The sequence below is a fragment of the Thermobifida halotolerans genome, from assembly GCF_003574835.2.
Lineage (GTDB): Bacteria > Actinomycetota > Actinomycetes > Streptosporangiales > Streptosporangiaceae > Thermobifida > Thermobifida halotolerans.
Genome location: NZ_CP063196.1, coordinates 3,497,425 through 3,519,724, shown reverse-complemented (window position 1 = coordinate 3,519,724; position 22,300 = coordinate 3,497,425). Strand labels below are relative to the sequence as shown.

At 72.3% G+C, this 22,300-nt stretch carries 21 protein-coding genes; 13 read left to right on the top strand and 8 right to left on the bottom strand.

The genetic code is table 11. The features are described 5' to 3' along the window. Positions 1–201: 201 nt before the first annotated feature. Positions 202–843, bottom strand: coding sequence for a hypothetical protein (locus tag NI17_RS15695; RefSeq protein WP_068693226.1), 642 nt, complete (start codon positions 841–843; stop codon positions 202–204). Between the two features lie 177 nt (positions 844–1,020). Next, a complete protein-coding gene (locus NI17_RS15690; RefSeq protein ID WP_243597522.1) occupies positions 1,021–2,550 on the bottom strand; it encodes an LCP family protein in 1,530 nt (509 codons plus the stop codon). A 270-nt stretch (positions 2,551–2,820) separates the two neighbouring features. Between NI17_RS15690 and NI17_RS15685 the strand changes: the two genes are divergently transcribed. Further along, on the top strand, positions 2,821–3,822 hold the full coding sequence (locus tag NI17_RS15685; protein ID WP_119267757.1) for a glycosyltransferase family 2 protein: 1,002 nt from the start codon (positions 2,821–2,823) through the stop codon (positions 3,820–3,822). Positions 3,823–3,871: 49 nt separating this feature from the next. On the opposite strand, the gene NI17_RS15680 is transcribed toward NI17_RS15685, so the two are convergent. Continuing rightward, positions 3,872–4,633, bottom strand: coding sequence for a glycerophosphodiester phosphodiesterase (locus tag NI17_RS15680; protein ID WP_068693224.1), 762 nt, complete (start codon positions 4,631–4,633; stop codon positions 3,872–3,874). After that, positions 4,630–5,382, bottom strand: coding sequence for an IspD/TarI family cytidylyltransferase (locus NI17_RS15675; RefSeq protein WP_068693223.1), 753 nt, complete (start codon positions 5,380–5,382; stop codon positions 4,630–4,632). Before NI17_RS15675 ends, NI17_RS15680 begins: the two co-directional genes overlap by 4 nt. A gap of 434 nt (positions 5,383–5,816) precedes the next feature. Here NI17_RS15675 and NI17_RS15670 point away from each other — a divergent pair, with 434 nt between their 5' ends. From NI17_RS15670 to NI17_RS15635, 8 genes are all read left to right on the top strand, one after another. After that, positions 5,817–6,647 carry an ABC transporter permease gene (locus NI17_RS15670; protein ID WP_068693221.1) on the top strand — a complete coding sequence of 277 codons (831 nt, stop codon included), beginning with the start codon at positions 5,817–5,819 and terminating at the stop codon, positions 6,645–6,647. Then, positions 6,647–7,438, top strand: a complete 792-nt coding sequence (locus tag NI17_RS15665; RefSeq protein ID WP_068693219.1) for an ABC transporter ATP-binding protein — start codon at positions 6,647–6,649, stop codon at positions 7,436–7,438. Before NI17_RS15670 ends, NI17_RS15665 begins: the two co-directional genes overlap by 1 nt. Before the next feature lie 220 nt (positions 7,439–7,658). After that, entirely contained in the window at positions 7,659–8,522 is an 864-nt protein-coding gene (locus NI17_RS15660) for a hypothetical protein (RefSeq protein WP_068693214.1), read from the top strand. 9 nt (positions 8,523–8,531) lie between these two features. After that, positions 8,532–9,173 carry a DUF5941 domain-containing protein gene (locus NI17_RS15655; protein WP_068693213.1) on the top strand — a complete coding sequence of 214 codons (642 nt, stop codon included), beginning with the start codon at positions 8,532–8,534 and terminating at the stop codon, positions 9,171–9,173. A gap of 17 nt (positions 9,174–9,190) precedes the next feature. Further along, complete coding sequence (locus NI17_RS15650) at positions 9,191–9,922, top strand: phosphocholine cytidylyltransferase family protein (RefSeq protein ID WP_068693212.1); 732 nt, start codon at positions 9,191–9,193, stop codon at positions 9,920–9,922. A 5-nt stretch (positions 9,923–9,927) separates the two neighbouring features. Then, a complete protein-coding gene (locus NI17_RS15645) occupies positions 9,928–10,977 on the top strand; it encodes an iron-containing alcohol dehydrogenase family protein (RefSeq protein WP_068693211.1) in 1,050 nt (349 codons plus the stop codon). Beyond that, positions 10,955–11,731, top strand: coding sequence for a CDP-alcohol phosphatidyltransferase family protein (locus NI17_RS15640; RefSeq protein ID WP_068693210.1), 777 nt, complete (start codon positions 10,955–10,957; stop codon positions 11,729–11,731). The genes NI17_RS15645 and NI17_RS15640 overlap by 23 nt, the downstream gene beginning before the upstream one ends. A gap of 483 nt (positions 11,732–12,214) precedes the next feature. Further along, a complete protein-coding gene (locus tag NI17_RS15635; RefSeq protein ID WP_068693289.1) occupies positions 12,215–13,045 on the top strand; it encodes a glycosyltransferase family 2 protein in 831 nt (276 codons plus the stop codon). A 208-nt stretch (positions 13,046–13,253) separates the two neighbouring features. On the opposite strand, the gene NI17_RS15630 is transcribed toward NI17_RS15635, so the two are convergent. Further along, a complete protein-coding gene (locus NI17_RS15630) occupies positions 13,254–14,600 on the bottom strand; it encodes a nucleotide sugar dehydrogenase (protein ID WP_068693209.1) in 1,347 nt (448 codons plus the stop codon). Positions 14,601–15,135: 535 nt separating this feature from the next. Here NI17_RS15630 and NI17_RS15625 point away from each other — a divergent pair. Both NI17_RS15625 and NI17_RS15620 read left to right on the top strand, forming a co-directional pair. Beyond that, a complete protein-coding gene (locus tag NI17_RS15625) occupies positions 15,136–16,839 on the top strand; it encodes a hypothetical protein (protein WP_068693208.1) in 1,704 nt (567 codons plus the stop codon). Between the two features lie 136 nt (positions 16,840–16,975). Further along, positions 16,976–19,111 (top strand): glycosyltransferase family protein, encoded by a 2,136-nt coding sequence (locus NI17_RS15620; protein WP_199860151.1) that lies wholly within the window; start codon positions 16,976–16,978, stop codon positions 19,109–19,111. A gap of 50 nt (positions 19,112–19,161) precedes the next feature. Here the strand turns inward: NI17_RS15620 and NI17_RS15615 are convergent, their stop codons facing one another. From NI17_RS15615 to NI17_RS15605, 3 genes are all read right to left on the bottom strand, one after another. Continuing rightward, positions 19,162–20,001 carry a hypothetical protein gene (locus NI17_RS15615; RefSeq protein ID WP_119267788.1) on the bottom strand — a complete coding sequence of 280 codons (840 nt, stop codon included), beginning with the start codon at positions 19,999–20,001 and terminating at the stop codon, positions 19,162–19,164. Between the two features lie 188 nt (positions 20,002–20,189). Beyond that, positions 20,190–20,654: an ATP-binding protein gene (locus tag NI17_RS15610; RefSeq protein ID WP_119267787.1), complete on the bottom strand. Its 465-nt coding sequence runs from the start codon at positions 20,652–20,654 to the stop codon at positions 20,190–20,192. Next, entirely contained in the window at positions 20,654–20,980 is a 327-nt protein-coding gene (locus tag NI17_RS15605; protein WP_068693965.1) for a hypothetical protein, read from the bottom strand. Before NI17_RS15605 ends, NI17_RS15610 begins: the two co-directional genes overlap by 1 nt. Before the next feature lie 193 nt (positions 20,981–21,173). Between NI17_RS15605 and NI17_RS15600 the strand changes: the two genes are divergently transcribed. Then, positions 21,174–22,037, top strand: a complete 864-nt coding sequence (locus NI17_RS15600) for a helix-turn-helix domain-containing protein (protein WP_234402154.1) — start codon at positions 21,174–21,176, stop codon at positions 22,035–22,037. After that, complete coding sequence (locus NI17_RS15595) at positions 22,030–22,242, top strand: DUF397 domain-containing protein (RefSeq protein ID WP_068693967.1); 213 nt, start codon at positions 22,030–22,032, stop codon at positions 22,240–22,242. The genes NI17_RS15600 and NI17_RS15595 overlap by 8 nt, the downstream gene beginning before the upstream one ends. Positions 22,243–22,300: the final 58 nt, after the last annotated feature.

Here is a 22,300-nt window from a genome sequence, read left to right as displayed (position 1 = left end):
ACGACCGGCCTAGGAATGCTACCTGCGGGTCGCTCCAGTGCCACAGGGCCGTCCGGCCGTGCGGGCCGAACACCGTTCTCCCCATCCTTCCGGAGGGACGGTTACCGCGTCACCGTGGTTGGTTGAGACCCTGTCGAACTCCCGCACAACACACCGGACCATCAAACACCGGACAGGGCCGCGGCGGGGCGGGAACACGTCTCAGCGGCCGTCGCCGAGGAGCCGTGTGCGGTCGTCGTCCTCTCGGCCGAGCGGACGGACGCCGTCCTCGCCGCGGCGGAACGGCGTCGTGGTCTTGGCGGACGGGTCGTCGACCCATCCCGCGTCGGGCGCGACGGGCCGCCCAGCGGGAGGCGGAGAGGCGGGTTCGGGTGCCCGCCTCCGGGAGGGAGCGTGCTCGGCGGCGGGCGGGTACGCCTCCTCGGTCCGGTCGCGGCGGGGCGGACGCCACCGGGACAGCACGAGCGAGGAGATGAACAGCAGTGTGCCCAGCGCGAGGAAGAGCGGCAGCCCCGGCCCCAGCGGGCGCAGGAACGACTCGGGGTCGACGAGCCAGCCCGGGACGGTCGCGTCCATCGACGCCGGGTCCAGCAGCGCCCACAGGGGAACACCCAGCAGCACCCCGCCCGAGACGAACGCGGCCAGCGGCGAGACCCGGGTCGCGGCCAGGACCCCGCCGACCAGGCCGACCCCGATCATGGCCGCGCAGGCGGTCAGCAGCGGGTCGCCGAACCGCTGCGCCTGGACGTGCCCGACGATCTCGGCGGTCGACCACGCCGCGCCGACCCACAGCAGCGGGGTCAGGACGATCCCGGCCAGCAGGCCGAGTGAGTGGCGCAACACAGAAGCCTCCTTGTGCCGATGTTCCCTCCCAGTACCACCGGAAGCGGCGGAACTAACACGGTCCGGGCCCACCGGGACAACGGACGGCGGCGGCCTCCCGTTTCCCGGGGCCGGGGATGGCCGGATGCGGTCACCGCGCCCCGGCGCCCCGGAGTGCGGCGCGCCGGGGCGCGGAGGTCACCGGCAGACGTCGTCCGCGGCGGTGTGGGTCCGCACCGTGTCCCGGCCCTCCACGTCCACGGGCTGCTGCCCGGTCGGGGCCGCCGCGTGCGCCGGGACGGCCACCCCGGTGTGACCGGCCCCCGCGACCACCTGGACGCGGTCGTCCAGCGCCGGGTCCTCCTCCGGCCGCGACCCCGGAATGCTCTCCAGCAGCAGGTGGGCGGCGTCCTCCTGGCCGGGCGCGTAGCGGACCAGCGTCTCGGCGAGGTCCTGGCGCGTCCAGTTGCCCGCCTCCTCGGGGACCCGGAAGCCCGCCTCGACCAGCTGGGAACGCAGTCGGGCCCCCAGCCCGGGGATCGTGGTGCCGTTGTGGACCTCCACCGCCACCTCCTCCGGGGCGGGCAGGTCCGGGTCCGCCGCGGCGTCCTCCGTCGAGATCGGCTCGTCCCGGGCGACCGCGCCGAACAGCTCCGCGGCGCGCTGCTCGTGCCAGGTGACCGCCACCTCCCCGCTCGGTGTCCAGAAGTCGATCCGGTCGACCGGAACCTGGGTGAACGTCACGTCCTTCAGGCGGATGGAGCGCAGTTGCGCGCCGAGCTGGTTGAGGGCGGCGGTGTCCAGCGCCTCGTCGACCGTGACCGAGCCGAGCGCGGTCTCCAGGAAGCGGGCGAACCTGGACGGGTCGCTCAGGGTCTGCGAACTGAGCGCCTTGTCCAGCAGCGCGGCCAGCACCTGCTGCTGGCGGTCGATGCGGTCCAGGTCGCCGTGGGCGCTCTTGCGGGTGCGGGCGAAGGCCAGCGCCTGGGGGCCGTCGACCTCGTGGGTGCCCGCCTCCAGGGACAGGTTGGCCTTGTCGTCGTGGATGGCCTCGGGAAGGCACACGGTGATCCCGCCGAGCGCGTCCACGACGTCGACGAAGCCGCTGAAGTCGACCTCGACGTAGTGGTCGATGCGCACCCCCGTGGTCGACTCCACCGTCCGCACGGCCAGGCTCGGCCCGCCCAGGGAGTAGGCGGCGTTGATCTTGTGCGGTCCGTGGCCGGGGATCTGCACCCAGGAGTCCCGGGGGATGCCCACCACGGTGATGTGGTCCCGCTCGTTGTTCAGGTGCACCAGCATCATCGTGTCCGAGCGCCGCCCCCCGACGTTGCCCACGCCGAGCGCGGACCGCTCCTCCGGGTCGATGCCGCTGCGGTCGTCGGAGCCGATCACCAGGAAGTTCAGCGCGCCCTGCGGGCCGGAGGCCGGGCGGTCCTCCTCCAGCAGGCCCGCGAACACGTCGTGGCGCTGCAGTTGCCCGGAGAGCCACCCGGTGACGGCCCACGCCGTTCCCGAGGTCAGCAGGACCACGGCGGAGAGGAAGCCGGACAGCAGCAGCACGGCGCGGCGGCGGCGCGCCGCGGCGCTCGGCAGCCACGCGGACGCCCTCCCGCCGCGCCGCCGCCGTGGCGGGCCGGTCCCGGGGGGCGTGGGCCCCGAGTGGACACGGCGGAACTCCGGGACGTCTCCGGACGGTCGGGGTGTGTCGCTGTCGTCCTCGTTCATCGGCTGTCCTCCCGAACCATCGACCCGTCGCCCCCGCGGGAGCGCTACGTGTCGTCGCACCCCCAAGGGTGGCAGGAACACCGTGCCGGGACGGGAAAATCCGACCACGGCGTGTTGCCGGGAATCCGGCGGCTTCTCCCGGAATCGGAGTCCGAACCCGCGGCGGCTCCCGGCCGCGCCCGCCGTGCAGTACCGTTGCGACAGCGGATTCCCGCACCCCCAGTACCCAGATTCTTTTCCGGATCGTGTGGAACTCTTGTGGATATGCCCGTGAGCTGGCCTGCCGTGTCGGTTGTCATGCCCGTCCTGAACGAGGAACGCCACCTCGCCTCCGCCGTGCGCCACGTCCTGAGCCAGGACTACCCCGGTGAGCTGGAAGTCGTGCTCGCCGTGGGGCCGTCCGGCGACCGGACCCAGGAGGTCGCCGACGGACTCGCCGCCGCCGACCCCCGGGTCAAGGTGGTGCCCAACCCGTCGGGGCGCACCCCGTCGGGGCTCAACGCGGCGATCGCCGCCTCCTCCCACGACATCGTCGCGCGCATCGACGGCCACGCCATGATGCCCGCCGACTACCTGCGCGTCGCCGTGGAGACGCTGGAGGAGACCGGCGCCGACAACGTGGGCGGCATCATGGCCGCGGAGGGGGAGACCCCCTGGGAGAAGGCGGTGGCCGCCGCCATGACCTCGAAGGTGGGCGTGGGCAACGCGCGGTTCCACACCGGCGGTGCGGGCGGTCCGGCCGACACCGTCTACCTGGGCGTGTTCCGGCGTTCGGCGCTGGAGCGGGTCCAGGGCTACGACGAGGCGTTCCTGCGCGCCCAGGACTGGGAGATGAACCACCGCATCCGCATGACCGGCGGCACCGTGTGGTTCCAGCCGCGCATGCGGGTCTCCTACCGGCCCAGGCCCAACGTCAGGGCACTGGCCAGGCAGTACTTCCACTACGGCAGGTGGCGCCGGGTGGTGGCCCGCCAGCACAGGGGCACCCTCAACCTGCGCTACCTCGCGCCCCCGGTCGCGCTGGCCGGGATCGTCCTGGGACTGGTCGTCGGGTTCTTCTTCTGGCCCGCCTGGCTGGTGCCCGGCGGATACCTCGCCGCGATCCTGGTCGCCTCGGTCCCGCTCGGCTCGGGGCTGCCCGCGGCCTCCCGCCTCGCCGTCCCCGTGGCGCTGGCCACCATGCACATGGCGTGGGGCGCGGGGTTCATCACCAGTCCGCCGGGGCTGGGCGCGGACTCGCGCACCGCCAGGGCGCAGCGCCAGAACGCCTAGCGGCCCCGCGCCGCCGGGGGCGGGCGGCGGCGTACGGGCCGCGTCGGGGTCAGCCCGCCGCCACGGCGGCGAGCGCCCGCACGGTGCCGGGGACGTCGTCGACCACGACGGCGTCCATTCCGGCCGCGGCGAAGCGGGCCGAGTCCACCGGGTCGGGACACCACGACACCACCTGCAGCCCCGCCCGGTGCGCCAGTTCCACGGTGTCCTCCACCGAGCGGCGGCCCGGGCGCTCCGGTTCGCCCGCCAGGCCGAAGGAGCGGGCGTCGATCGCGACCACCTCGCAGCCCATGCCCGCGGCACCGGCCACCGCCTGGTCCAGCGGGTTGCGGACGAACGGCATCCACGCGGTGGCCACCCCGGGCGCCTCCTCGCGCACCGCCAGGATCACCGACGGGTCGAAGGAGCACACGAAGAGCCGCCGGGACCGCGCCTGCCGCTTCAGGTACGGCGTCAACAGCGCCATGGTGCGCCGCCCGGGGGCGTCCACGGCGTCCTCCAGCACCGTCTTGACGTCGATGTCCAGGCCGATGTGCGGGGGGACGACCTCGAGCACCTCGTCCAGGGTCGCCACTCCGGCGGCCCGGGACTCCTCGGCGGGCAGGTCCACGACGAACCGCCCGTCGGGCAGGGCGGCGTTGTGGTACACCATGAGCACGTCGTCGGCGCTGCGCCGCACGTCGACCTCCACCCACGTGGCTCCGGCCGCCACGGCCGCGGCGAACGACCCGGGGGTGTTCTCCGCCAGGCCGTCGACCGTGCCGCGTCCGGACCCCCGGTGCCCGATCACCTCGGTCGGTGTGAAGATCACCGTTCCTCCTCCAGGGTGCGCAGCAGGACCTCGGCCACCGCGACGTCGCCCGGGTGGGTCACCTTGATGTTGCCCTCCTCGCCGGGGATGATCCGGACCGGCTCCTCGGGCAGGTAGCGCAGCACCACGCCGCAGTCGTCGGTGGCCACGAAGCCGGGGTCGGCCAGCGCCCGCTCGTGGGCGCGGCGGATCACGTCGAGCCGGAAGCCCTGCGGGGTCTGCATCCGGCGCAGGACCGCACGGTCGGGGACCGACCTGATCACCTCGTGCCCCCGCGTGTCGGCGGCGACCTCCACCACCGTGTCGCTGGACGGCACGGCCACGCCGACCGCTCCGGCCTCGGCGAGCGCGGCCACGCAGGAGGCGATGATCCGCCCGCTGACCAGGGGGCGCGCCGCGTCGTGCAGCAGGACCAGGTCGCCGCCGCCGCGGTGCGCGACCGCGCGCAGCGCGGCGCGGGAGCTGTCGGAACGGCTCGCGCCGCCGGGGACGATCCGGGACACCTTGCCGTGCCCGCCCTCGGCGACGATCTTCTCGGCTTCGGCGACGAGGTCGGGGACCATGACCACGACCACCTCGTCCACCTGCGGTGCGGCGCAGAACGCCGCGACGGAGCGCTCCAGGATGGTCCGTCCGGCCAGTGGCAGCAACTGCTTGGGGCGCGGACCGCCCATGCGGGCGCCCACCCCGCCGGCGAGCACGGCGGCCGTCACGTGGGGTCGCCCGGGTGCGGGCCGGTCGATCGGCATGGCACCCCCTCCATGAGATGAGATGGGACACGGCAGCAAAACAGAGGAGAGGTTAGCCCACGGTGCCGGAGGAACCCCGACCGCAACTCAACAATGAAGGAACAATTCATCTCGAATGGGACACTCGGTTCGTCCGGCCGGTAACCTTAGGACGCCTGGAAGCACGAGGTCGCTCCGTCGAGCATGCGAGGATGGGGTCCGGCCCCGGCGCTCCCCCGGAGGCGCGGCGGTCGTGTATCGGCCGGTCCTGTGCGGCCCAGCCGAACCCCCGAGCATCTGAACGTCGCCGTACACGTCCGCGGCGGTCGGACACGCCACCACGGCGTACCGGCGCCCCTGTCGGCGACTCCGGATGCCGCAGGCACAACCCCTGATCCCACGGCGATACGCGTCGCGCGATCGATCCCATACGACTGCACCCCGAGGAGGTGGCGGTGGCGTCGAGGACGCTGGCCGTCTGGCGGAACCGGAAAGTCGTCGGACACCTGGTCCGCCGTGATCTGAAGGTCAAATACCAGAACTCGATCCTCGGCTACGCCTGGTCGATGTTGGAGCCGCTGGCGATGGCCTGCGTCTACTACTTCGTCTTCGGCGTGCTGTTCGCGGCGACCGGTGGGGCGCGCGAGGCCCCGGGCGGGCCCGACGCCCCCGGCGGCTACGCGCTGTTCCTGCTGTCGGGACTGCTGCCGTGGATGTGGTTCAGCACCGCGCTGAGCGACGCGCCCAAGGCGCTCATCACCCACGCCAAGCTCATCACCACGATGAAGGTGCCCCGGGAGATCTTCCCGCTGGCCATCGTGCAGACCAAGTTCGTGGAGTACCTGCTCACCTGGCCGATCCTGCTGCTGTTCGTGTTCTTCCTGGGCGGGCAGACCGGGTGGCACTTCTTCTGGATCATCCCGGCGATCGCGGTGCAGTTCGTCCTGTCGCTGGGCGTCACCCTGCTGCTGTCCTCCATCAACGTGCTGCTGCGCGATGTGGAGCGGATCGTCCGTATCCTGAACCGGGTGCTGTTCTACGGCACTCCCGTCATCTACCCGATGTTTCGGGTCATGAGCGTCGACGCGCTGCCCGGGTGGTTCAAGACGCTCTACGCGCACAACCCGCTGGCCGGTATCTTCCAACTGCACCACGCGGTGTGGTATCCCAGCGAGGTGCCGCCGGTGTCCGTCCTGTGCAGCACGTTCCTGGGGTCCGTCCTCGTGCTGCTGATCGGGTATGTCACGTTCCGACGACTCGAAAGCGCCGTTCTTAAGGAGTTGTAATGGCGGAGCCGGTCATCGAGGCCAAAGGGCTCGGCATCAAGTTCGCGACGAACCGCCGACGCAAGCGCAGCCTGCGGGAGATGTTCATCCACGGGACCAAACGCGATCCCAACCGCGGCTCGACCGACTTCTGGGCGCTGCGCGACGTCTCCTTCGAGGTGGCCAAGGGCGAGTGCGTGGGCATCGTCGGCAAGAACGGCACCGGAAAGTCCACCCTGCTCAAGCTGATCGCCGGGGTGCTCATCCCCGACGAGGGCACCGTCACCGTCCGGGGCAGGGTCGCCCCGCTGCTGGAGTTGCGCGCGGGCTTCAACGACCAGCTCACCGGTCGCGAGAACGTGTACCTGGTGGGCTCCCTGCACGGCATGAGCCCCCAGATGCTGCAGGACAGGTTCGACGAGATCGTCGACTTCGCCGAGATCGAGTCCCGGTTCATCGACACCCCGGTGCGCCACTACTCCAGCGGCATGAAGGTGCGGCTGGGCTTCGCGCTGATCTCCCAGTTGGAGCACCCCATCATGCTCGTGGACGAGGTGCTCGCGGTCGGCGACAAGTCCTTCCGCAACAAGTGCTACGACGCCATCGAGCGGATGCTGCAGAACCAGCGCACCATGGTCCTGGTCTCCCACAACGAGGGCGACCTCAAGCGCTTCTGCGACCGCGGCCTCTACATCAAGAAGGGCGAGCTGGTGCTGGACACCGACATCAAGGCCGCGCTGGACGCCTACAACGCCGACACCAAGGCCGAGATCGCCAAACGCAAGCAGAAGAAGGAAGACAAGGCCGCCTGACCGAGGTGTGACGGCCGCCTCCGCGACGGACACCGGCCGTGTGGAGAAGAGGGGGCGGCCGGTCGGCCCGGGGCGTTCCACACCGACCCCCGTGGTGGCCAGCCGAACACTCAAACCTCGGTGAGTCGCGGACGCCGCGTCGTCCGTGTGGCCGCTTGCCAAGCGGTCCCCGCATGGGTAACGGTTACACCACAACACACGTGTGGGAAAGGCGCGGCGCGTGACGGAGACCGGAGTGCTCACCGCCCGCGGGTTCCGGCCGCTGGCCGGACCCGCCGTGCGATGGGCCGCACGCAGGGGGACCACCCCGGCCGCGACGGCCCGGGCGGGAGGCGTCCTCACCGTCGTGGCGGCGGTGTGGTTCACCGACACGACCCTGCTGGGCGACCTGGTCGGAGCGCTGCTGCTGGCGCTGGTGCTGTACAGCGACGCGGTCGGCGACCGGCTGGGCGGACAGGCGCGCGACCGTCTCACCGAGTGGACGGTCGCGGTCATGGTCCACCTGCGCGAGTTCGCCCTCTACGCCGGTCTGGCGCTCGGGGCGGGTCTGGCCGGGCGCGCCGACGCCTGGCTGTGGGCGTCGGGGGCGCTCATCGCCTACGCGCTGCGCGAGTCCGTGGTGACGGCGCGCGGGGTGGGCCCCTCCCCGTCTCCCGGCGGCGGTGACGGCGCGCACCCCTCCCCGATCGATGTGGTGGACCCCAGCCGGAGCAGCCGGGAGCCCGCCGACCCCGAGTTCACCGCGGAACTGCTCGGAGTCCCCGCGGCCGACGGCGACGACGCCGAACCGGGGGGCCTCGTCCGCATCCGCACCGCCCCGCCGCGCCGAGGCGGGGGACTGCGGCCCCTCGAACGCGGCGGTGTCCGTCCCGGCCCCGCGCCCCAGCGGCGCCCGCGGGCGCCGCTGGGGCGCGGGAGCGACACGCTGCGCGCCCTGACCGCTTTCGCTCCGTCCGAACGTCTTCTCGTGATCGCCGTCTCGGTAACGATTTGGGACGCATTGGCGGCCTTCGCGGCGCTGATCGCCGGTTCCGCCGTCGCGGTGGCCGCCGCGGTGACGACTCCCCGACGCGACGCCCACTGAGAGCCGCCCATGACCCCGAACCCGCAGAACCCCCACGTCGACCTGCGTTTCCTGCGCGACGACGGTCACCTGAGCACGGGAATCGGCGCCCTCGTCCAGGGGGCGCTGCCGCCGGTCCTGCCCGCGTTCGCGGGGATTCTGGTGATGGGTGTGCTGCTGTCCACCGGACTCGGTGACCTGAGCGGGGTTACCCTGTTCGCACCGGCGGCGGCGCTCCTGCTGTCAGGGGTCGCCTCCGCCCATCCGCACAACGGACGGTACGACTGGGTCGTGCCGCCGCTGCTGCACGGAGCCGAATACCTGTACCTGTTCGCGCTCGGCTACGGTTCAGGCGTACCGGGTCCCCTGGTGTTCGCGCTCATCGCGGTGGTCGTCCTCCACCACGGTTCCGCCGTACGCCGGGCACACCACGGTGTGCCGCCGCCCGAGTGGGCCGTGCGGGCCATGCTGGGCTGGGACGGTCGGATGCTCCTGATCGCGGCCGGAGGGGTGATGGGGTGGTTCCCCTTCGCCTACGGTCTGCTCCTGGGCTATCTGGCGGTCCTGCTCGTGTGGGAGACCGCCGCGGGCTGGCTCGCGGCACCGGTGGCCGCAGCGGCGGTGGACGAGCCGCGTAACGCACGAGGAGGCGTCGAAGCCTCCGACAGTTGAGAGAGGGAGGCGCCGACATGCTCGGTATGGTTCTCGCCGCGGGGGCGGGCCGCCGACTGCGCCCGTACACCGACACCCTGCCCAAGGCCCTTGTGCCGGTGGACGGTGACACCACCATCATGGACATCTCACTGCGCAACCTGGCCGCCGTGGGACTCACCGACGTGGTCGTCGTCGTGGGCTACCGCTCCGAGGCGGTCGAGGAGCGCAGGGAGACGCTGGAGCGCCGCCACGGGGTGAAGATCACCACGGTCTTCAACGACAGGGCCGAGGAGTGGAACAACGCCTACTCGCTGTGGACCGCGCGTGACTACTTCGCCGAGGGGGTGCTCCTGGTCAACGGCGACACCGTGCACCCGGTCGGTGTCGAGAAGACACTACTCGGCAACAGGGGACCGGAGATCCTCCTCGCGGTGGACAATGTGAAAACACTCGCCGACGAGGAGATGAAGGTGACCCTGGACGAGTCGGGCCACCTCAGGCGGATCACCAAGCTGATGGACCCCGCGACGGCCGCGGGCGAGTACATCGGGGCCACCCTCATCGAGGGCGGCGTCGCCGGACGGCTGGCCGACGCGCTCAAGGCCACCTGGGAGCGCGACCCCCAGCTCTACTACGAGGACGGCTACCAGGAACTGGTCGACCGGGGCGGCAGGATCGCCGTGGCGCCGATCGGCGAGGTCGACTGGGTCGAGGTGGACAACCACGACGACCTGGCCCGCGCACGGGAGATCGCATGCCGCTACTAGCCCGGATGCTCGCCTCGCCGCTCTCGATCGACGTGCGGCGGGGGGCGATCAGCGACCTCGGCCTGCTGCTCGTCGACCGGCGTATCGCCAACGAGGGGCGGATCGCGGTGGCGGTCGGCCCCGGCCAGGGCGCCCAGATCGCCACCGACCTCGACCTGCCCAACTGCGAGGTCTTCCGGGTCGAGGACTGCACCGTGGACACCGCCAACGAGCTCGGCAAGAAGCTGCGGGCGGGGGCCTACGAGGCGGTCGCCGGCATCGGCGGCGGCAAGACCATCGACGTCACCAAGTTCGCCGCCACCATGGCGGGGATCCCGATGGTCGCGGTCGCCACCAACCTGTCCCACGACGGCATCGCCTCCCCGGTCAGCTCGCTGGAGCACGAGAGCGGCAAGGGCTCCTACGGGGTGAACATGCCGATCGCGGTCGTGGTGGACGTGGACTACGTGCGCGCGGCGCCGTCCCGCCTGGTCCGCTCGGGGATCGGCGACGCGCTCAGCAACCTGTCCGCGATCGCCGACTGGGAGCTGGCCGGAGCCGAGATGGGCGAACCGGTGGACGGCATGGCCGTCACCTTCGCCCGCGTCGCGGCCGAGGCGGTCCTGCACCGCGGCGACTCCGTCGAGTCCCAGGACTTCCTGACCGCGCTGGCCGAGGCGCTGGTGCTGTCGGGGATGGCGATGTCGGTGGCCGGGTCCAGCCGCCCCGCCAGCGGCTCCGACCACGAGATCCTGCACGCCGTCGACCAGCTCTACCCGGGGACCAGCAACCACGGTGAGCTGGCCGGGCTGGGCACGCTGTACGCCTACTTCCTGCGCGTGCGGCACCTGGACGAGGGCCGGCAGCAGTTCGAGGACGTCCGCGCCTGCCTGCTGCGCCACGGGCTGCCGACCGTGCCCGCCGACGTGGGGCTGGACGAGGAGCGGTTCGCCCGCGCCGTGGCCTTCGCGCCGTCCACGCGCCCGGGACGCTACACGGTCCTGGAGCACCTCAACCTTTCCGAAGACGAGATCAGGCGGAGCGTTCGCGACTATGTCCAAGCCCTCGGTCGCTGAGGTCCGGGCGGGCGGCCAGCCCGAAGGCATCAAGGAGCGGGTCAACGAGGAGCACTGGGCGGGGCGCCTCTACATGCGTGACCTCTCGCCCTACGTCAGCACGTTCTTCGTCCGCCTGGGCGTGCCGCCGAACCCGATCACCTACCTGATGATGGGGTGCGGCGTGCTCGCCGGGGTCGTGCTGGCCTTCGGCGGGCTGTGGTCGGCACTGCTGGCCGCCGTGCTCGTCCAGGTCTACCTGCTGCTGGACTGCTCCGACGGCGAGGTCGCCCGGTTCACCGGCCGGACCAGCGTGGCCGGCGTCTACCTGGACCGCATCGGCCACTACCTGTCCGAGATCGCGCTGCTGGCCGGGCTGGGCGTGCGCGCCCAGGGCGACTTCGCGGCCGGGGGCTGGGTGGTCGCGGGGCTGGCGGCGGCGCTGGGCGCGGCGCTGATCAAGGCGGAGACCGACAACGTGGTGGTGGCCCGCGCCAAGGCGGGGCTGGGGGAGCAGGTGTCCGCGCAGGCCCTGCGTCCCCGCTCCGCGGGACTGAGTCTGGCCCGGACGGTCGCCTCCGCGCTGCGCTTCCACCGGATCATCCAGGCGGTGGAGCTGTCGCTGCTGGTGGTCGTGGCCGCGGTCGTGGACGCGGTGCGCGGCGATCTGCTCGCCACCCAGGTGCTGGTCGTCGCGTGCGTCGCGGTGGCGGCCCTGCAGACGGTCCTGCACCTGGTGAGCATCCTGGCGTCCAACCGGCTGTCCGAGGTGTGAGTGCCGGGTTCTGCGGCGGACGCGGGTTCTTCTCGGAAGAGCCCGGGGGAAGGCGGGGCATTCCGCCCCGGCCCCCGGGGCGGGCGACCACCGGCTGGCCGTGACCGGTCGAGGCGCCCTGGGCGCCGGGTCCGGGCACGCCTCCACGGGCGGACCGAGGGCGCCGCGAAGGCGGCCGTCACACCTCAGCGAGGTGAGCGCGATCGCTCCCGTCTTTCGTCCCGGTGTTGATACGGTCGTTATTCAGTTCATGTGATCGTTGGATTCCATTGGTCTGTCATACATCTTGATGAACGGTTGTCGATGAGCAGTTCCGTCTCTCCGCGCGCGTCGAAGCAGAGCGCGACGTCCCCTGAGGCTGTCGCGTCCCCTCAGGACAAACACCCCTACGACGGACTTGCGCCGACCGTGGACGGGCGGGGCGGATCCGTGCCGGAACGCGGAGGTACGCAGCGGTTGAAGCTCTCCTGTGTGCTGCTGACGATGGGCAACCGCCCGGCCGAGCTGCGCCGGGCCATCGCCAGCGTGTTCGAGCAGGAGGGGGTCGACATCGAGGTGGTCGTCGTCGGCAACGGGGCCGACCTTCCGGAGCTGGACGAGCGGGTGGTCACGGTGCGGCTGCCCGAGAACGTCGGCATTCCGGCCGGCCGCAACGAGGGCGTCCGGGCCAGCAGCGGCGACGTCATCCTGTTCCTCGACGACGACGGCTGGTACCGCTCCCCGGACCTGGCCCGGCACGTGCACGACCGGTTCGCCGAGGAGCCCGGACTGGGGGCGCTCTCCTTCCGGATCGCCGACCCCGACGGCGGCCCCGACCAGCGCAGGCACGTCCCCCGGCTGAGGGTGGGCGATCCGGGGCGCTCCAGCAGGGTGACCACCTTCCTCGGCGGCGCCTCGGCGGTCCGGCGCACCGCGTTCGAGCGGGGCGGCGGACTGCCCGGCGAGTTCTTCTACGCGCACGAGGAGACCGACCTGGCCTGGCGCATCCTGGACGCGGGCTTCTCCATCGAGTACGACGCCGAGGCGGTCATGTACCACCCGGCGGTCGCCCCGACCAGGCACGCGGACTTCTACCGGCTCAACGCGCGCAACCGGGTCTGGTTGGCCCGGCGGAACCTGCCGTGGCCGCTGGCAGTGGTCTACCTGGGGGTCTGGGTGGTGCTGACGGTGCTGCGCGAGCGCTCCCGCGACGCGCTGCGCGCCTGGTTCGCGGGTTTCCGCGAGGGCTGGCGCGAGGACCCGGGGGAGCGCAGGCCGATCAGGTGGTCCACCGCCTGGCGGATGACCCTGGACGGCCGCCCGCCGGTCATCTGAGGCCCGGCAGGAGGCCCGGAGCACACGCGGCCCGCACCGCTCGGCGGTGTGGGCCGTCTCCGCGTCCGGCGCCGGGCGCGTGGTCCCGTCCGAGGAGGTCCCCGCGTCCCTCCGGTCCCGTCTCCGAGCACTCCGCCGGGCACACGGCGCAGCGCTCGGGGACGCAACCGGAGGAACCGGGGACGGACGCGCGGTCGGACGCCGCCGCTCAGAGCACCTGGACGCCGTCACGGGCCACCGGGGCGGTGATCCGCCCCTCGGGGCCCTCGGGGGTGGCGCGGCGCAGCACTCCCCGGGTGTCCAGCAGGCGCCGACTCCGCTCCAGGAGCAGTTCCGGCGTGTACTCGCGGTGGTCGGTGAGCAGGATCGTCAGGTCGGCCTCGGCCAGCGCCCTGTCCAGGTCGTCCACGCGCGGCACCGGACGGCCGTCCACCTGCCACTCGCTGACGCGCGGGTCGTGGTAGACCAGCGTCGCGCCCTTGTCCGCGAGCTTCGCGGCCACCGGCCGCGCCGGGGACTCGCGCTGGTCGGCGATGTCCGCCTTGTAGGTGACGCCCAGCAGCAGGACCGTGGAGCGCGACAGCGCCAACCCCGCCTCGTTGAGCATGTCCTGGGCGCGCCGCAGCACGTGGTCGGGCATCCGCGCGTTGATCTCCTGCGCCAGTTCCACGAACCGGAACGGGTAGCCCAGCGTCTTGACCTTGTACGACAGGTAGTTCGGGTCGATGGGGATGCAGTGCCCGCCCACCCCCGGCCCCGGGTAGAAGGCCTGGAAGCCGAACGGCTTGGTGGCGGCGCAGGCGATGGAGTCCCACAGGTCCACCCCCAGCTCCCGGCAGAAGACCGCCATCTCGTTGACCAGGGCGATGTTGATGTGCCGGTAGGTGTTCTCCAGCAGCTTGGCCATCTCGGCCTCACGGGTGCCGCGCGCCCGCACCACCGTGCGCACGAACTTGCCGTAGAAGGCCGCGGCCAGCTCGCCGCAGAGCTCGGTGTGGCCGCCCACGACCTTCGGGGTGTTGGCCACCCCGAAGACCGGGTTGCCGGGGTCGATGCGTTCGGGGGAGAACGCCAGGTGGAAGTCCCGCCCCGCCGTCAGACCCGACTTCTCCAGGATCGGGCGGAGCACCTCGTCGGTGGTGCCGGGGAAGGTCGTCGACTCCAGGACGACCAGGGTGCCCGGGGACAGGTGCGCCGCGATCGACTCGGCCGCGGCGGTGACCGCGCCGAGGTCCGGGGAGCCCTCGGCGGTCAGGGGGGTCGGAACGCAGATCACGATGGTCTGGGCGCCCCGCAGCACGCTCGGGTCCGAGGTCGCGGTGAACCCGGCCACGCGCATGTCGGCGATGTCGGATTCGGAGAGGTCGTCGATGTGCGACCTTCCGGCGTTCAGCCCGTCGACCACGTGCCGACTCACATCGAGTCCGGTGACCCTCAGCCCGGACCGGGAGGCCTCGTGCGCCAACGGAAGCCCGACGTATCCCAGTCCGACGACCACCAGGTCAGAAGTGTAGGTCGAGACGCCCACAGTTGATCTCCCTCGTATGGAAAACATGCTCGCGGGATGTTCGTTTTCCCGGTAGCTAGACGTCCGAGATTGGGACCGCGTTGCCTTCCGATGTCTCGCTGGCCTTATCAGGACGTTCTCGCCCCTGGAGACATAGGACTCGCGATATCTGGGTATGCGGCTGCGGGCTGCTCCCGGCGCGCGCATGATGATAGCGCCCTCGCAGGCCAAAGACCCCGTGAGAGCGGTGTGAGAAACAGGTTTTCATACAGATTGATGAATTGCTTGATCGGCAAAGAAATAGTGTTGTTGTCATCAACAAATTTAATGATCTTGTCGGGGCGGCGGGTCACTGCTTGCATTCGGCGATTAACTCAGGGAGTCGGGCGGGGGCGATTTCCCGGCCGCGGGCGGGGCGGGCACTACGATGGCGGTGTTCCGGGCGCGGATCGCCGGAACGACCGTCGGGCGTGGAGCCCAGTTCATCACCCGTTCATCCGCGTTCGTCAACGTGGGAGGGAGTGGCGGAGGCGGTGTCCGCACCGGGACGCAGGCGGGTGCGAGCACGCCGGGAGGACGGACTATGAAGCGGCGTGAGCAGAGCCAGACCGAACAGCTCCGCAGGGCGCTGGCCGAGCGGGAGGCCCAACTCCAGGAGGCTCAGGCGCGCCTGGCGGCCCTGGAGGGGTCGACCTCGCTCCAGGTGGGCCGGGCCCTGGCCGGAGCCGCCAGACAGCCCGCCCGGGGGCTGGTGCGCCTGCCCCGGGAACTCTACCGGCTGTGGCGGGGCAGCGGCCGGTCCGCCGACCCGGCGGCCGGGCCCCGCGGGCGCGCGCCCGAACCGGTCCGCTCCTACGAGGCCGAACGCCAGGAGGCCAGGCTGCTGGCGGGCCAGCCCGCCTTCGGCGACGACCGGATCGTCGTCGCGGGAGTGCTCTCGGCCGAGGCCCGTGCCGCCCTGGAGCCCTACGCCCGGGTCATCCCGCTGCGCCCGCACGACGTCCAGGTCGTCTTCGACTCCGCCGACGTGGACCTGGTGCTGGTCACCGCCTCGGCGACCCGCCCGGGCACCCCGTGGGCGCACCTGGGCGACCCGGCCGCGGTGGACCGCACCAGGGCACTGCGCTGGGTGCTGGAGGCGGCCTCCGCGCGCGGGGTGGCCTCCATCCTCGTCCGCGACGCCCCCGCTCCTCCGGCCCTGGCCGGACTCGGATTCGACCACGTCCACGACGGCGACCTCGGCGTCCCCCTGCACCGCTACCACCCGATCGCCGCCGAACCGGAGCGCGCGAGCGGCCCGGTGCGCGTCTGCGGCACCGGGCGGCCTCCCCACCCCCTGGTCGCGGGCGGCGGGGACGTGCTGCACGCCGACGTGCGCTGGGAGGACCTGCCCGACGTGCTGCGCACCGCCGCGGTCGCGGTCGTGGACACCCCGGCCCTGGCCGACCGGGCGCTGGCCTGCGGCGCCCGCGTCCTGCTCGCCGACGGCTCCCCCGGACCCGGACTGCCGGCCACGGCCGCGCGCGCCGCCACCGGCGACACCGACCTCGCCCGGGCCGTCGCCGAAGGCCCCCTCACCCCCGGCGAACTGCGGCTGGCCCTGCGCTCCCTCTTCCTGACCAGGGCCACCCCCGTCCTGCTCACCGAACTCCTGGGACGGGTGCGGCTGCTCCCGGGCGGCGGCTCCCGCACCCAGCCGCTGGCCGGGCGGGACGTCGCGGTCCTGGCCTGCCCGCTCGACGACACCGAGTCGCTGGCCCTGGCCGACGACATGCTCCGCCAGCGGCACCAGCCCGCCGAGATCGTCGTGCCCGCCTCACGCGCCGACTTCGCCGGGGTCGAACGGCTGCGGGCCCACGGCCTCACGGTCCGCGCGGTGGCCGCCGCGGACCCCGCGCAGCGCTGGTCGCCCGCCGAGTGGGCCCGGCTCGCCGCCGCCGCCACCACGCCGTGGACGGCGCTGTGGGACCGCCCCTCGGGCGCGGCCTTCCTGGTCGACGCCCTGTGCGCCGCCGAGTGCTCCGGAGCCGACGCCGTCGGCGCCGCCGTGGCCACCGCCGGAGGCGCCGAGGACGGCTCCGACCGCGACTCCGACCTGGGCTGGGCCGCCGCCGGGCAGGAGTACGTGTTCGTCAACGAGGTGCGGCCGGTCCTCGCCCGCCGCGCCCTGGTGCGCAGGGGCCTGCACCCGGGGGTGTGGAGCCGCCACGGCGCCCGCCTCCTCGCCCTCGGCGACCTGCGCCCCACCGGCCACGACACCGCACCGGACCACGCACACGTCGGCTGACGGCACACTGGGAGGAGTACGTGCGCCGACCGGCCGCCGCCTCCCGGCCCCACCGGCCGGCGCACCACCGCGAGGCGCAGAAGGGAAGCACGTGGGCATCCGCGCACTCGTCTACGGCGACGGCGACCCCGACTCCATGGACGCGACCGCCGTGTGGGCGCAGTCCATGGCGCGGGCACTGGCCGCGGCCGGATGCTCGACCATGCTGCTGCTCAAGGCACGGCCCGCCACCGAGCGGCTGACGGCGTCCCTGGAGGAGACGGCGGACGTCACGGTGCGCCACCCCCAGCAGGGCAGGCACCGCGTCGACCCCGGACCCCGGGGGCTCACCCCGGAGCAGGCCGTGGAGCTGATCACCCGGATCGACGGGGAGCGGCACTTCCACCTCGTCGTGCTCCGGGGACGGCGTACGGCCGCGGTCGCCGCGCACTCCGAGGCACTCGCCGGACGGCTGTGGACCTGCCTGGACGACATCCCGCACACCCTGGCGGGGATGACGCCCGGCGTCGTCGCGGAACTCACCGACGTCGCGCTGGCCTCCCGGTTCCTGCTGTGCCCCAGCGAGGAGCTGCGCTGCTTCCTCGAATCGACCGTTCCGGCCGCCTGCGGGCGCGCCGTGCTGCTGCCCCCCGTGCTCGCCGAGCCCCGAAGGCCCGCCGACGGCGGGCCGGGGGGTCGGCTGCGGATCGGCTACGCGGGGTCGCTCGCCGCGTCGCGCAACGTCCTGGAGATGACGGAGCTGCCCGCGGCGCTCGCCGCGCGCGGCGTCCCCGCCGAACTGCACGTGGTCGGCGACCCGGCCCGCGGGGAGCCGCCCGAGTGGAGCAGGCGCGCCACCAGGGCCCTGGAGGACACCCCCGACGTGGTCTGGCACGGCGGACGCTCCCGGGAGGAGGCGCTGGACCTGCTCGCCTCCTGCGACGTCGCCCTGTCCTGGCACCGCGGCGACCTCGACACCGCGCTGGTCCCGGCGCTGACGGTACTGGAGCCGGGGCTGCTCGGGATTCCCGTGGTGGTCAACCGCACCCCCCTGCACGAGGCGCTGTTCGGCCCCGACTACCCCCTCTACGCCGACCCCGGCCCGGACTCGGCGGTCGACGCGCTGGCGCGGGCGGCCGACCCGGACGTCCGCCGGGCGGCGGGCGCGCGCTGCGCGGCCGTCTCGGCGCCGTTCACCCCGGAGCGGGCGGTGCGGACGCTGCGCTCCCTGCTGCGCGCGGCCCTGCCCGCCGCCCCCCGGGGGACCAATCCGAACCTGCCGCTGAAGGTGGCGGTCGCCGGTCCCGACCTCAGCGGCCTCGCCCGGCTCGTCGAGCACCTGGACACCCTGCCCGGCGTGGAGCTGCGCGTCGACGAGTGGGAGGGGCCGCACACGCACGACCGGTACCGCAGCCGGGAGCTGGCGGCCTGGGCCGACGTGGTGATCTGCGAGTGGTGCGGCCCGCACGCGCTGTTCTACGCCCGCTACAAGCGGTCCGGGCAGCGGCTGCTGGTGCGGCTGCACCGGTTCGAGCTGTCCACCGAGTGGCCGCGCCGCCTCGACATCGAGAAGGTGGACGCCGTCGTCTGCGTCAGCCCGCACTACGCGGAGCGCGCCCGTCAGCACGCGGGCTGGCCCGCGGACCGGGTGGCGGTGCTGCCCGAGGGGATCGACGTGGCGCTGCTGTCGCGCCCCAAGCTGCCCGGCGCGCGCTACACGCTGGGGATGCTCGGCGTCACGCCGTCGCGCAAGCGCCTCGACCGGGCCCTGGACGTGCTCGCCGAACTGCGGCGGCGCGACCCCCGCTACACCCTGGCGGTCAAGACCCGGCAGCCGTGGGACTACTGGTGGGTGTGGAACCGCCCGGAGGAGCGCGCCCACTACGAACGCGCCTACCGGCGCATCCAGCGTTCGGGGAGCCTGGCGGAGGCGGTGGTGTTCGACCCCTACGGCCCCGATGTCGCGGTGTGGCTGCGCAGGGTCGGTTTCGTGCTGTCCACCAGCGACGACGAGAGCTTCCACCGGGCCGCGGCCGAGGGCGCGGCGTCGGGGAGCGTACCCGTGGTGTGGGACTGGCCCGGCGCGGACACCGTCTACTCGTCCCGGTGGATCCACCGCAGCACCGCGGAGATGGCCGACGCCGTGCACACCGTCGTCACCGAGGACCGCTTCGACCCGGTACGCGCCGAGGCCCGCGCCGAGATCACCGAGAACTACGACCTGCCGAGAGTGCTGGAGGAGTGGGTCCGCCTGATCGTGGCGGGCGAGCGCCCCGAACCGCGCCACGACTGAGGCAGGCCCCGGGGCGGGGGCCTGGGGCCTCGGTCCGGGGGCGGGTGGGATCACTCCGGGGGTTGTTTTCCGGTGAGGTGGGGTTGGATGCGGTTGCGCACGGCGGTCTTGCTGAGGCCGACCGATTCGGCGATGGAGGCGAGGGTTTCGCCCGCGAGGTAGCGGCGGGCGAGTTCGGTGTCGGGGATGCCGATGTCCTTTCTGCGGTGGCGGGGGTGGGGGACGGGTGCGCCGCGTCGGGCTTTCTTGCGTTCGCGCAGTCGCAGGACGGTGCCGGTGACGGTGCGGCGGCCGTGGGTGTGTTTGCCGCGCACGTCGTGGCCCCAGGGGCGGGACGGAATCTCGTGTTGGTGCCACAGGGCGAGGAAGGCTCGGCGGGCCTGGGAGAGGGCGGAGACGAAGCTGTGGTACTTCAGGCCCAGCGCTTCGGCGGCTCGGGTGTGGTCGTCGCAGGCGGCCAGGGCGAGCAGGACCCGGCGGTGGCGGGGGCGCAGGGCGGGCCAGATCTGGGCGAGGGCGAGGCGTTCGACCACGCCGGGTTCGGGGCTGGGGTGGGGGTTGGCGGCGAGGGCCCAGTAGCGCTCGAAGCCGGGGCGGGTGACGGTGTCGTAGCCGGGGTGCCAGCCGCGGAAGGAGCAGTCGGCGCGGGCGGCGTCTCTGATGGCGTTCCAGGCGACGCGCAGGAGTTCGTGGCGCTGCGGCGGGGTGTCGGTGGCGTAGAGGTGGGTGGTGATGGCCTCCCACGCGGTTTCGGTGCGCACCTGCCGGTTGAGGTGGCTGCGGTGGTAGGCGGTGGCGGCGGCGGTCGCGGCGATGTCGTCGAGTTCGGCGAGGGTGTAGCCGAAGCGCAGGGGTTCGCGGCGGGCGTCGAAGGTGTCGGGTGCGGGCATGGGCGGGCTTTCACGGGAGGGGTGGGTGCGGGCTTGACGCGGTCGAGGTGAGTGGGCCGTTGAGGGGCGGAAACGGCCCACTGCCGTCGAGATCAGCGGGTGCGGGGTGGGCGAGCGGTGCGGACGGCTTGTGCGGTGCGGCTGCGTGGAGGCTCGCCCGGGGCCTTGGCGGTGGGGAAGCCGGGGGGTCAGGACAGGTGGGCGAAGGCGGGGAGCGGGGGTTCGAAGACGGCCCACACGGCGTGGCCGCCGTCCTCGGCTCTCCAGTGGCCCCAGTCGGTGGTCAGGGCCGCGACCAGGCGCAGGCCCAGCCCGCCGGGGGTGAGCGGATCGGCCGGAGCCGGGCGCGGAGTTCGGGGGCGGCCGGTGTGCGGGTCGGGCCGGGGTCCCTGGTCGGTCACGGTCACCAGGACCAGGCCGGTGCGCAGCGCCGAGAGGCTGACCGACACCTTGCCGCCCTGGCCGCTGACGCTGTGGCGGCAGGCGTTGGCGAACAGTTCGGCGGCCACGAGTTCGGCGTCCTCGACCACCCGGGGAAAGCCCGAGAGGCGGTCGCGGACGCGGCGGCGCAGCTCGGGGCAGACGGAGGGGTCGCCGGGCAGTTCCCAGAACTCCGAGACGGCGGTCAGGCCACCGGAGGAGGCCCCGCCCATCACGCCGCTCCCCTCAGCGTGGCGCGGCGCTCGGCCACCAGGTTCCGGCGAGGAGCAGACCCGGTGTGCTCGGCGCACAGCGCGGCGGCGGCCCCTGCCACGTGGGTGGTGGGCGCCTGCCCGGTGCGGCCCCAGATGAACCACCAGCCCCCGGTGACGCCGTGGACGACCACCACCGGCACCAGACGGCCGGAGGTGCGGACGTAGAGCACGGGGTGGGAGGTGGCGGACAGGGCGAGCAGGGCGGTCCCGCCCTGCCTGTGGATCTCCTCTTGCAGTTGAGCGAGCAAGGACCGGCGTACGTCACCGGCCGAGGATGCGGACATGGCTCTCCCCAATGGATGGCGTGACTGGCTTCCGGTCACCAGCGGGTACGGGTCCGTGACCGGATAGCTCTAAGCTAGAAAGAGGGCCTGTAATTTACAAGCCCTGCAAAAAAACCGGTCTGCATTGTGTAGCAATGTCTGGTTTGGTGCGATGGGATGATGGCCACGTCACCCACAAAGCGGAGTCGGCCAAGTGAAGGAGACCGTCGTGGCCCAGGGCTCACCGGTGCGTAGGCACTATCTGGTCAGCCAACTCAAGCGGTTGCGCGCAGAGGCGAAGCTGTCCCAGGAGCAGGTCGCCGATGAGATGGGCTGGGACGTCAGCAAGCTGTACCGAATCGAGAACGGCAGGTTCATCCGGCTCAGCACCGAGGCGGTTGCCGCGCTGTGTCGGCTGTACAAGGCCAACGACGCCCTGCGCGAGGAACTTGTCGGCATCGCCAAAGCCGCGCGTAAGCACAGGCCCTGGTGGTTCCAGTACGAGGAGGTCGCCGGGAACGCCTTCTACGGCTTGGAGAACGAGGCGACCAAGATCCAGGAGTACGCCGTCGGCCTCATTCCCGGCTTGCTCCAGCACCCTGACTACATCCACGCGCTGATGGGACGCGGGTTGCTGGGCGATCCGGAAGAACGCAAACAGCGAATCGATGCACGCATTCAGCGACAGGCCAACATCCTGGACCGCGACAACTCGCCTCAGATGTGGTCGATCATCGACGAGTCAGCCCTGCGCTGTCTCATCGGCGGCCCGAAGGTCATGCGCACCCAACTGGAACACCTCATCGAACTGGCGGACCGGCCCAACCTGGACATCCAGGTGCTTCCCCTGTCGAACGGCATGACCCAGCCCTACAACTTCACGCTTCTGAGCCTCGGGGAGACTGAACGGGTGGGATACATCGATGTTCCGCCCAACGGACACTTCTTTGAGGGGGCAGACGAGGTCGCCAACCACACTCGGAGTTTTGAGTACATCCAGGCGGCAGCACTGCCCCTGGGTGAGACCACCGCTTTCCTTCGCCGAGTGATCACCGATCTGGAAGGTACTGATGCCTGAGAACAGTCCCATCTCCCGACCGCTCCCCACGGCTCGTCAGTGGCACACAGCCAGCTACACGCATGAACAGTCAGCCTGCGTCGAGGTCTCCGAAGGCCCGGTGACGGGTGTCCGGGACAGCAAGAACCGTGACCTCGGCGCGCTGTTCTTCCCCGCAGTCGAGTGGGCCGCCTTCGTGCGGGCGGCTCAGCAGGAGCAGGTCTAGCGTTTCTGTGGATGTTGACGCTGTTGTCACTCTTTTCGGCCACAATGGGGAAGTCTGA

What these genes read in the sequence shown, in the direction of transcription:
- NI17_RS15690 (WP_243597522.1), bottom strand. Translation starts at nt 2,550, where the DNA reads ATGAACGAGGACGACAGCGACACACCCCGACCGTCCGGAGACGTCCCG.
- NI17_RS15675 (WP_068693223.1), bottom strand. Translation starts at nt 5,382, where the DNA reads ATGCCGATCGACCGGCCCGCACCCGGGCGACCCCACGTGACGGCCGCC.
- NI17_RS15665 (WP_068693219.1), top strand. Translation starts at nt 6,647, where the DNA reads ATGGCGGAGCCGGTCATCGAGGCCAAAGGGCTCGGCATCAAGTTCGCG.
- NI17_RS15655 (WP_068693213.1), top strand. Translation starts at nt 8,532, where the DNA reads ATGACCCCGAACCCGCAGAACCCCCACGTCGACCTGCGTTTCCTGCGC.
- NI17_RS15650 (WP_068693212.1), top strand. Translation starts at nt 9,191, where the DNA reads ATGCTCGGTATGGTTCTCGCCGCGGGGGCGGGCCGCCGACTGCGCCCG.
- NI17_RS15645 (WP_068693211.1), top strand. Translation starts at nt 9,928, where the DNA reads ATGCTCGCCTCGCCGCTCTCGATCGACGTGCGGCGGGGGGCGATCAGC.
- NI17_RS15640 (WP_068693210.1), top strand. Translation starts at nt 10,955, where the DNA reads ATGTCCAAGCCCTCGGTCGCTGAGGTCCGGGCGGGCGGCCAGCCCGAA.
- NI17_RS15635 (WP_068693289.1), top strand. Translation starts at nt 12,215, where the DNA reads ATGGGCAACCGCCCGGCCGAGCTGCGCCGGGCCATCGCCAGCGTGTTC.
- NI17_RS15630 (WP_068693209.1), bottom strand. Translation starts at nt 14,600, where the DNA reads ATGTTTTCCATACGAGGGAGATCAACTGTGGGCGTCTCGACCTACACT.
- NI17_RS15625 (WP_068693208.1), top strand. Translation starts at nt 15,136, where the DNA reads ATGAAGCGGCGTGAGCAGAGCCAGACCGAACAGCTCCGCAGGGCGCTG.
- NI17_RS15620 (WP_199860151.1), top strand. Translation starts at nt 16,976, where the DNA reads ATGGACGCGACCGCCGTGTGGGCGCAGTCCATGGCGCGGGCACTGGCC.
- NI17_RS15615 (WP_119267788.1), bottom strand. Translation starts at nt 20,001, where the DNA reads ATGCCCGCACCCGACACCTTCGACGCCCGCCGCGAACCCCTGCGCTTC.
- NI17_RS15610 (WP_119267787.1), bottom strand. Translation starts at nt 20,654, where the DNA reads ATGGGCGGGGCCTCCTCCGGTGGCCTGACCGCCGTCTCGGAGTTCTGG.
- NI17_RS15605 (WP_068693965.1), bottom strand. Translation starts at nt 20,980, where the DNA reads ATGTCCGCATCCTCGGCCGGTGACGTACGCCGGTCCTTGCTCGCTCAA.
- NI17_RS15595 (WP_068693967.1), top strand. Translation starts at nt 22,030, where the DNA reads ATGCCTGAGAACAGTCCCATCTCCCGACCGCTCCCCACGGCTCGTCAG.